Consider the following 10,065-nt stretch of genomic DNA (forward strand, 5'->3'; position numbering starts at 1 on the left):
ATCTTCATACAGCTGCGTCCCCGGCCACCACCGCCGCCGTGCCGGCCGCCGCAGCGTGCACCAGCTCCACATGGTGGGGAATGGAGGGTTCCAGCGCTGGCTCGCTGGCCTGAAAGCTGTGTGCGTTGGCCACGGGCCAGTACAGGCGAAACACGTTGTGCTGCGCATCCAGAGGGCCCAGCAGTGCGCCCGGTTGCATTCGGGTAACGAGGTTGGACAGCAGACGCACTTCCGTGTCGCTGATGCGGCGCACGATGTGGTGGGCCGTGATGTTCTTGGGGTGGCGCAGGCCGGCAGCCTGCACCAGTTCTTGCAGCGCGTGCAATGTGCTGCGGTGGAATTGGGCCACGCGCGTGGCCTTGTCGGGCACCACCAGGGCCTGCTGGCGCAGCGGGTCTTGCGTGGTGACGCCTGTGGGGCAGTGGCCGGTGTGGCAGCTTTGCGCCTGGATGCAGCCCAGCGCCATCATGAAGCCGCGCCCTGCGTTGCACCAGTCGGCCCCCAGCGCCATCATGCGCGCGATGTCGAAGGCGCTGATGACCTTGCCCGCGCAGCCAATGCGCACGCGGTCGCGCAGGTTCACGCCCACCAGCGTGTTGTGCACCAAGAGCAGGCCCTCTTGCAGCGGGGCGCCCACATGGTCGCTGAACTCCACGGGCGCCGCGCCCGTGCCGCCTTCGGCGCCATCGACCACGATGAAGTCGGGCGTGATGCCGGTGACCAGCATCGCCTTGACGATGGCGAACCATTCCCACGGGTGGCCCAGGCAGAACTTGAAGCCCGTGGGCTTGCCGCCGGACAGCAAGCGCAGCCGGGCGATGAACTGCATCATCTCGACCGGTGTGCGAAACGCGCTGTGGCTGGCGGGCGAGATGCAGGCTTCGCCTTCCTTCACGCCGCGTGCGGCCGCAATCTCGGCCGTCACCTTGGCGCCGGGCAGCACGCCGCCGTGGCCCGGCTTGGCGCCCTGGCTCAGCTTCAGCTCGATCATCTTGACCTGTGGGTCGGTGGCATTGGCCGCAAAACGCTCTTCGCTGAACGTGCCATCGGGGTTGCGGCAGCCAAAGTAGCCAGAGCCGATCTCCCAGATCAAGTCACCGCCATGCACGCGGTGGTGCTGGCTGATGCTTCCCTCGCCCGTGTCGTGCGCAAAGCCACCTTTCTTCGCGCCCTGGTTCAGCGCCAGGATGGCGTTGGCCGACAGCGCACCAAAGCTCATGGCCGAGATGTTGAACACGCTCGCGTGGTAAGGCTGGGTGCAGGGCGACACGGACGATGACGGCGCATCGGGGCTGCCACCAATCCACACGCGGAAGTCGTGCGATGGCAGCTGCGTGGGCGCTAACGAGTGGTTCACCCATTCATAGCCATGCGCGCCCACGTCCAGGTGCGTGCCGAAGGGGCGGTTGTCCGGGTCGCCCTTGGCGCGCTGGTAGACCAGCGAGCGCTGCGCGCGCGAGAACGGCGCCGCCTCGCTGTCGCTTTCGATGAAATACTGGCGCACCTCGGGCCGCACATATTCGAGCATGAAGCGGATGTGGCCGATGACCGGATAGTTGCGCAGGATCGCGTGGCGCGTCTGCTGCAGGTCGTAAACGCCCAGGGCCACGAGGCCTGCAAACACCAGCACCACGGGCAGCCCCGCGCCAAAGGCCACCAGCGCAAACAACGACAGCAGCAGCCCGAACACGCACAGCGCAAAGGCCGTATAGCGCACCGGGTACAAAGAGTTGAGCTGGTGGATCATGGTGCGTCCTGGTTCAGGCAAGGGGCTACACTGGCCGCCTTTTTTTGCGGAGTTGCCGGGCTGCGCGCCGTGCATTGTTTTTTTATGCCCAGGCACCGCCCCTGGCCACTGCGTGGGCCAGCGCCACGGCACAAGGCCTGCGCATCATAAAAGTAAAACTTTGCCGTGCAGCCCCCGCTTTCTCGCTTGACGACCGGAGTCCTTCCATGACCGAACCCACATCGCCCACCCCCGCCACCGACGAACTCGACCCCTCCACCGCCCCGGCCGCCGCCCTGGGCCCTGACGAGCTGGAAGAGATCGACAACATCCTCGATGACCTGCGCTCGCGCGGCGAAGAAATCCCGCAGTGGGAGTTCTGCGATGGCTTCATGACGGCTGTGATCTGCAGCCGCCGCCCCATCCGGCCCGCCGAGTACCTGCCCATGCTGCTGGGCGACGGCGCCGAGCTGGAGGTGGCCGAAGGCGAGCCGCTGCCGCTGCTGCCCGCCTTTGCCGACGCCGCCCAGCAGGCGCGCTTTCTGGAGCTGTGGGACCGCCGCTGGAACGAGATCGTGGCCCAGCTCGACACCGACGTGAAGACGCTGGACGACGACCGCACCTTCCAGCCCGAGGCCATGGACATGCGGGGCGCGGTGGCCAGCCTCACCGACGAGCAGCGCGCCGAGATGGGCGACGACCAGGAGATTCCCTCGTTTGGCCAGGTCTGGGCGCTGGGCTTCATGTTCGCCGTGGAAAACTGGCCCGAGGACTGGGCCGCCCCGCGCGACAAGGAAGCCGCCAAGTGGCTGGACGATGCGCTGGACCGCATCGTCGCCCTCACCGAAGACGACACCGGCAAGCCCGAGGTCTGCATGTTCGACGAGAACGGCCCACCCAGCACCAGCCACGCGCGCGTGGATGCCTTTGGCGAGGCCATCTGGGCGGTGTACGACCTGCGCCAGCTGTGGAAGAGCATGGGCCCGCGCGTGGAGACCGTGCGCAAGGCGCCGGAGCCGGGGCGCAATGACCCTTGCTACTGTGGTAGCGGCAAGAAGTACAAGAAGTGCCACGGGGCGTGATCGAAAATCGCTACTGATTTGATAGCTATTCGCGATTTTCCAGTAAGCGCTGGATGGCAATTTATTTTGGTATTGCTGCTGATGCCCGCTGCGGCTTTGGGTGATGTTCAGGGCCAGTGGTTGCCTGCTGCTTGCCGAGTGCGGTGGTTGGCTGCTTTGGGCCCTGAGCCGCCATCCAGCTAGAAGCTCCAAAGCCGTCATTCAGCCCGGCTGCAAGTGCAAGTGCAAGTGCAAGTCCAGGGAGTCCAACGGGCTGGCGGTTCCTGCGGCAGCGACTTTCAGGACATGGGTATAGATCATCGTCGTACTCACATCCGAGTGCCCCAGCAACTCCTGCACCGTGCGAATGTCCGTGCCCGACTGCAACAATTGCGTTGCGAAGCTGTGGCGCAAGGTGTGTACAGAAACGGGTTTGCAAATGCCCGCCTGTGCCACGGCCTTCTTCAGTGCGCGCTGCAATTGCTCCTCATAGACGTGATGGCGCCGCCAAGTACCCGTGCGAGGGTCGACCGACAGGGATGAAGCGGGGAACACTCAGAACCATCCCCAGCGCTGCCCCACGCCGGGGTATTTGGTCTCCAGTGCATGCGGAACGTCCACGCCATCGCACTGCGCCTGCCGGTCTTGCAGCGAGCACCTGTTGGCGCAACTCGGCTGCCAAGCTGCGTGGCAGCATCCCAACCCGATCCTTGTCGCCTTTGGCCTGGCGTACCACGACCACCCCACGATCGAAATCTACGTCCTTGACCCGCAAGCGCAGGCCTTCCATCAGCCGCATGCCGGTACCGTACAGCAGGCGGGCCAGCAAGGCCATGTCGGTCGGAAGCGCCGATAACACAGCAGCCACCTCGGCCACCGTCAAAACCGAGGGAATGCGCTTGGGCGTGCGCGGGCGCTGCACGCCATCGAGCCATGGTAAGTCCATGCCCAACACCTCGCGGTAGAGGAATAGCAGCGCACTCAACGCTTGGTTGTGTGTGGCAGCCGCCACCCGCCGCTCGTTAGCCAACATGGCTAGAAAACCTTCGACTTCCAACTGCCCCATGTCTCGTGGATGCCGTAAGCCGTGCCATTTCACGAACATGCGCACCCATTGCACGTAGGCCGCTCGGTGCGCAGGCTATAGTGCTTGTAACGAATTCGCTCACGGATTTGGTCCAGCAACCGTGTAGCGCGCAGCACAGGAGGGGAGGCGGGTTTCATGGCTAATTTAGTACTGTATTTTTGTACAGCATTCATGCCCTCAAGCTAGGCTACAAGCCCCTTTCCGCGTTTTCTTCGCGCCCATTTAGACCGCAAGCGCCAGATATGGCCTGCGGCTTGGTGCGGTCTACATTACGTTAGGCGTCATGGAACTGCGTCGCATCGAATCAACTGAGCTGGGAGCCGTGTACGAACTGCTGGCCGCCAATGGTTGGCAGCACCGCATCGCAAGCTATGAGCATTTCACAGAACTTGTCGCGGGCTCACAGATCGCCAACGTTGCAAAGATAGAGGATTGTGTTGTCGGGTTTGTGCGCGGCATCACGGATGGCCTATCCAATGGCTACCTCTCCATGGTCGTAGTCGCGCCAGACTATCGAGGCAGAGGCATAGGACGGCAGCTCGTTGAGCACGCGATCAGTACAGATCAAAGGGTCACCTGGGTTCTGCGTGCTGGCCGCGAAGGAGCATCTGAGTTCTTCTCAAAGCTTGGGTTCGAGTTTTCGTCCATCGCCATGGAACGAAGGCGCCGCTAGCATGGCGCCTAACCCTTCCATCGAGCGGACTCCCTCCGGCATGCTCCGCATGCCTGCGGTCGCCGCTCATTTCGAACGTTAGGCTGCCAAAACGAGTATTCGATGCAAGATCCAACCACCGCCACTACATCAGCTCAGTGCTACTGCGGCCAAGTCACACTTCAGTTCTCGGCACCACCGAAGAGTGTCATTCATTGCCATTGCGGCCAATGTCGCCGCCTGAGTGGCTCCGCGTTCACCACTTGGGTCAGCTTCCCCAGATCCACCCTGGTTCCGTCAGGTCAAGAGTTCGTGTCTCGGTTCAGCGCCACATCAAATGTGGTGCGCCACTTCTGCAGCAACTGCGGCTCTCACGTCTACACACTCGATTCCCGTGCCCCTGAAATCGTTGGTGTTCCAGCAGGCGCGATTAAAGGCGAGTTGCCGGCCAAGCCAAAGGCGCACTACTTTGTGCATCACAAGGCAGCCTGGCATTCCATCAGCGATGCGCTGCACCAGTTCGGCGGAGAATCTGGCTTTGAGCCAACAGCCGCCTAACCCTTCAGTCAAGGGGACGTCTTGCGGCAAGCCGCAAGACGTCCCTTACCTCGAACGTTAGGCGTCAGAAGCATGACCAATAGTGCCGAGCTCTACACAGAACTCAAACCCGAGATTGGAGCGATCGCCAATCAGTTGTTTGATCTTTCTGAAAAGTTTCTGCAGAAGCAAGGAAACTTCCTGCCGCACGCCGCCGTACTGACGGAAGAAGGCGAAATTAGGCTCGTCGCCGCAGCCCCGCCAAACGACCTCACTAACTCCACGGAGGTGCTCCCTTTGTTGCACGGTGGTCTTCGTCAGCAGGCCAAAGAACGTTCTCTAAAGGCAATTGGCGTCGCTGAGAACGTCACAGTCACGTTGGAAGGCCAGCGCACCACAAAAGCCATCAAGGTCCTGTTCGAACACAAGCGCGGTCTTACAGTAGCGTTGTATTTGCCGTTCGAGAAAAAGCTGTTTCGCGGCTACATCCTTGGCACACCGTTCTCCATGAATGCACAAGCCGAGGTCAATGCGTGGGGCCAGAATTCCGCCTAACCCCTCATTCAACGGGACGCCTAGCGGCGCCCGTTAATTCAAACGTTGAGCGCCCGCTTTCACCTGCCACCACCGACGGCTAGTGGCCGAATTCTGCCCCACGGCTAGGGGCGCTAACGGACCCAATCCGGCTGTGCAGCCTTGCTCCGAAGCGGTCATCCGCCCGATGCAGGGTGACCCTTTAGTTGCGGCTACGCGAGCTGGTAGAGCGTCTGTCCGCCGATGAGGAAGAATCGCCGGCAGCAATGCGAGCTTCGGCAATCGACATTGCTTCGTCCATTTCTCGTTGGAGAAAATGGCAAAGTCATGCGCTCTGTCCAAAAGTTCCACGCCGTATCAAGCACTCTTTTCTGGATGTCTACGCTGAAGGCTGCCCCGAGTTCCATGAACGCATCGATGCTTCGCAGGGGGTGATTTGAATCGATGCATGCCTTTGCTTCAAATATGCACTGGCGAGTAGAGTTAACCAACTCTTCGTCACTCCACTCGGGAACTGCGACAGAGCCTTCATCCAGCGCGATGCCGAATAGCGTGTATGCCGGAAACGGTGTTGCCGGATTGTCGGCCAGTTCCTGGTCGGAGAACTGGCCGCTGCGGTAGTCACGTTCAATGGCCTCCCAATCGGCACAGCGGCGCGCCGGGGTGGCCGTTGCGTCTGGCGCTGAATATGGAGTTCAGTGTTGCCATTGCGCCCGCATGGTTGCCGAGGGGACAACTTAACGCGACCCCTGGGGGACTCCGCCCCCGCTCGAAAGGCTAGCGCTTGAGCGGCGCGGCCTCGCCACCAGGCACCGCGGGGGCACTGGGCGCACTAGGCGCCGATGGTGCCGTGGTTGTGCTGGGCTGGCTACCCGTCAGGGAAGGAATGACACTTGGCCGGGTAGTCGTGGGTTGCTGCGGGCTCGCGGGTTGCCGTGGAGTGCCCACGCGCTGCCCTGTGCTAACGCCAGATGATGTCCCGGCCCCCGCCGCTGGCGTGGTTCGCGGCTCGCCCACGGCTGCAGGTGCCTGCGTCGCCGCTGGCGGCGCTACCGGAGGAGCAGCGTGGGTTTCTGCTGGCGTTTGTGAAGGTGGCGCCGATGGCGTCTGAGAGGGTGAAGTGGACGTTTCCGGGAACGAGGTCGAAGGGGCGGGGACGCCGGGCACGACCTGCCCCGTCGAGTTCGTCTGAGCGGCTACGCTGGTGGCAGCCGCTGCAAGCAATGCAATGGTGGCAAGGCGCATGGTGATCTCCAAATTGGGTCACCCTACTCTGGCCATACCCCTCTGCTTAGCGTGTCAGCGGTTTTCCCGCGCGTCCGTGCGGTCCTGCCTGACGCTAAATCATGCAGCTCATTGCCGTATCGACTAACGACCAGCGCGCACATGAAGCAGCTGATGCGCCCATGCCTCTTCATTGAGTTTCCGGTGCATCTCTGCGGCAAGCACATTGAGTGGGTGTCATTGGCCCACGTCCAGGAGAGAACGGGGCTCGGTGCTCAACCTTACACGCGATCAATCTTGTCGACTGCTGAGGGCGATCATGTTAAGCCAACGGCGTGATCGTCTAATGAGGGCCCGAAGCAGTCGGTGGAAACCGTTTTCCAAAGGGGTCGTCGATCTCACAATCGACCTGCTCGCAATCCAGAAATAGAGCGAGAAAACCCGCGCCCCGCTTGCTGGCGGGTTATAGTTTAGCTAGTTCAAAATTTAGCGGGTTTGCGAAATTCTTATTTTCTGACGCTTCAAAAGTGCATTTTATGCAAACCAATTGTAAGCCACTATCAAGAGCAATACAATAAGTGGTCAAAAACATATTCCGCAAGGTCCATCTTTCGCGGATTTTTCAGTATAAAGTTCGCTACTAAAGTTTTTTCAAGATGCTAAAAATTGACGCTTCAGTTATTTTCTTCTTGGTTGTGGCTTCTATCACGCTGCCACTACGCGCCTTTGCATACAGTGGCGCAGGCGCTGAATGCGGGAGTTCTGATCTTGAAAAATTGGCAATGTTTGGCACGGAGGAGGAGTTAGTAGCGGAAATCGATGCGCGCATTTATCACATCGCAGAATGGACAAAAAAATATGAGACATGGAAAAAACACCCAATATGGACGAATCCAGCAGTCACTTCAGCATCATTGGAAAATAGGCGCACCACCTTCATCAATTGGTGGACGGGCTGTTCCAATATTCGTCTGCTAGACTTGGTTATAGCAAGCGGCAATCAAAGTGGCGCTAAATATCTCCTAGATGCAGGGGCAGATCCAAACATCGTCTCTGAAGGAGATTACCGCCGAGAAACCATATTCATGCGGTGTGCAAATTTGACTAGGGATCGGAGAGGTCTGACTACCGGCGCCCCGCCTCCACGATCAAAAGAAGAGATCCAAGAAAAAATTGCTGTCTACTCGCAAATCATTGCGAAAGGCGGGGATGTGAATCAATTAAGCAAGGATCGTTTATCCCCACTTCACCGATGCCAAGACCCTGAGATAGTCGCTTTTTTATTGGAAAATGGAGCAAACCCGAACCGACCTATTGAGCCGAAGAGCACCCCTGGAGCAAAAAGTGTCTCAATGTCCGAGCCAGTATTGGACTATCGAGTAAATAGGATTCTCGAAGACTACTACTGGGAACGTGATGCTAATTTTTCAATTTTGCAAACGTTACTTCCAAGAATTGCAAACAAGGCGTTGAAGCAGTCAACAATTTGGAGGATTTGCTATGAGTGCAGCAACGTCCGTAAATCAGAAACCTGCCAAAAATTGGCCAAAATAATTAAAGCTCCTGATCAAGAGATCTTTGGCATCGAGGGAAGAGGCTATAGCTCAAATAACGATGAACGTTTTGAGCAATGCAGAAAGTATAAGGAGTGATGGCTCAATTGGCGTTTGAGTAGAAATAAACAACCCGTGCGCGGCCGACTCAACTCTACGCATCGAAAGTCCGCTTTCGCTGGCCGCGACAGGCTGCTCATGGCCGAGAGCTGGAGTTCAAACCGCGTTGAGCGAGCTGTGCAGCGACCACACCATCGCGTGCCCGCCCATGACCACGCGCCGCATCACCCCTGCGCCAAAAACTTTTTCAAATTCCCCGTCGCCGTACTCCGCACCTTGCGCTTGAGCGAAGGCGACCAGCCCAGCAGCAGCCCTGGCGCACCCAGCGCCTGCCGGGCCCAGCGCCAGAAGTTGAAGCGGTCCCGGTGGGTGGCGATCAGCCCGTCAGGGGTGAAGGTGAACGTGCCATCCACGATGTTGTGCACCGTGCGGCCCGTGGCGCTGAAGAGGTAGTGGGCTTCCCAGTGGGCCTTGCCTCTGGTCGCATCGGCGTCGATGCCGCTGAACGCGAGCTTCCAGTGCTCGGCGGCGCCGGGCTTCTTGGTGGCTGCGCACAGCATGCGCCACATGCCGCCGATCTCGTCGCGGCCCCTCAGCGAAAAGGCTTCGTCGTCAAACGTGGCGTCTGGCGCGTAGCAGGCGGCCATGGTGGCGTGATCGAGCTGCGCGAACGCGGTGTACAGGCGCTGCAGGGTCTGGGCGTTGGGGTGCATGGGGTCTCCTCCTCAGGGGCGCCCATGCTACACCGGGGCTCGTGTATTGCATGCTGCCGTTGCGCCCCCCAATTTGGCGGTCAGCGCAGGCCGCTCAGCGCATGAAGTGGCGCAGCGCGTCGGCGGTGTCGCCCGGCAGTTGCTCGGGGATGAAGTGCCCCGCAGGCACGGCCTGGCCCGTCACCACGCCTGCGCATTGCGCCTGCCACAGCGCCAATGGGTCGAACAGCCGGTGCACCACGCCATGCGCGCCCCACAGCACCAGGGTGTCGCAGGCGATCTTGTCGCCCCGCGCGCGGCTTTCGCGGTCGTGGTCCAGGTCGATGCTGGCGCTGGCGCGGTAGTCCTCGCAGGCGGTGTGGATGGCCTCGGGCTGGCAAAAGCAGCGCTCGTATTCGGCCAGCGCTGCGGGCTCGATGTGGGCCAGCCCTGCGCTGCCCCAGCCGCCGAGCTTGGCGTGCAGGTAGGCGTGCGCGTTGCCGCCGATCATGGTCTCGGGCAGGGGTGCGGGCTGGATGAGGTGGAACCAGTGGTAGTAGGCGCGCGCAAAGTCCATGTCGGTGCGGGCGTACATGTCCAGCGTGGGGGCGATGTCGATCACGCACAGCCTCTGCACGCGCGCTGAATGGTCCAGCGCCAGGCGGTGGGCCACGCGGCCGCCGCGGTCGTGACCGCACAGGTAGAACCGGTCGTGGCCCAGCGCGGTCATTACCTCGGCCATGTCCTGCGCCATCGCGCGCTTGCTGTAGTTGCTGTGGTCGGGCAGGCCGGGCGCGTGCGATGAGTCGCCATAGCCACGCAGGTCAGGCATCACGAGGCGGTAGTCGTGCTGCAGCTGCTGCGCCACCCGATGCCACATCACATGGGTTTGGGGAAAACCATGCAGCAGGAGCAGCGGCGGCGCGCCAACGGTGCCAC

Annotated in this window: 8 protein-coding genes and 1 pseudogene; 5 read left to right on the top strand and 4 right to left on the bottom strand. The window is 60.8% G+C overall.

Annotation, left to right across the window (positions count from 1 at the left end):
* Positions 1-4 precede the first annotated feature (4 nt).
* Entirely contained in the window at positions 5-1,747 is a 1,743-nt protein-coding gene (locus tag MRY84_RS18945) for an FMN-binding glutamate synthase family protein (protein WP_291507248.1), read from the bottom strand.
* Between the two features lie 206 nt (positions 1,748-1,953).
* Here MRY84_RS18945 and MRY84_RS18950 point away from each other — a divergent pair, with 206 nt between their 5' ends.
* Positions 1,954-2,808 (top strand): UPF0149 family protein, encoded by an 855-nt coding sequence (locus MRY84_RS18950; protein ID WP_291507249.1) that lies wholly within the window; start codon positions 1,954-1,956, stop codon positions 2,806-2,808.
* Between the two features lie 201 nt (positions 2,809-3,009).
* Here the strand turns inward: MRY84_RS18950 and MRY84_RS18955 are convergent.
* Positions 3,010-4,011: pseudogene (locus MRY84_RS18955) on the bottom strand (integron integrase).
* 146 nt (positions 4,012-4,157) lie between these two features.
* On the opposite strand from MRY84_RS18955, the gene MRY84_RS18960 reads away from it, so the two are divergent.
* The 4 genes from MRY84_RS18960 to MRY84_RS18975 all read left to right on the top strand — a co-directional run bounded on the left by MRY84_RS18960 (position 4,158) and on the right by MRY84_RS18975 (position 8,473).
* Positions 4,158-4,547, top strand: a complete 390-nt coding sequence (locus MRY84_RS18960) for a GNAT family N-acetyltransferase (RefSeq protein WP_291507250.1) — start codon at positions 4,158-4,160, stop codon at positions 4,545-4,547.
* Positions 4,548-4,649: 102 nt separating this feature from the next.
* Entirely contained in the window at positions 4,650-5,084 is a 435-nt protein-coding gene (locus MRY84_RS18965; protein ID WP_291507251.1) for a GFA family protein, read from the top strand.
* A gap of 72 nt (positions 5,085-5,156) precedes the next feature.
* Positions 5,157-5,618 carry a hypothetical protein gene (locus MRY84_RS18970; protein ID WP_291507252.1) on the top strand — a complete coding sequence of 154 codons (462 nt, stop codon included), beginning with the start codon at positions 5,157-5,159 and terminating at the stop codon, positions 5,616-5,618.
* A 1,859-nt stretch (positions 5,619-7,477) separates the two neighbouring features.
* A complete protein-coding gene (locus tag MRY84_RS18975; protein WP_291507253.1) occupies positions 7,478-8,473 on the top strand; it encodes a hypothetical protein in 996 nt (331 codons plus the stop codon).
* 185 nt (positions 8,474-8,658) lie between these two features.
* Here the strand turns inward: MRY84_RS18975 and MRY84_RS18980 are convergent, their stop codons facing one another.
* The gene (locus MRY84_RS18980; RefSeq protein ID WP_291507254.1) at positions 8,659-9,147 is read right to left on the bottom strand and encodes a nuclear transport factor 2 family protein; all 489 of its coding nucleotides are present in this window, start codon (positions 9,145-9,147) and stop codon (positions 8,659-8,661) included.
* A 94-nt stretch (positions 9,148-9,241) separates the two neighbouring features.
* The coding region (locus MRY84_RS18985) for an alpha/beta hydrolase (protein ID WP_363317569.1) at positions 9,242-10,065 on the bottom strand (824 nt) is incomplete at its 5' end.

This window comes from Acidovorax sp. (assembly GCF_022763525.1).
GTDB lineage: Bacteria > Pseudomonadota > Gammaproteobacteria > Burkholderiales > Burkholderiaceae_C > Acidovorax.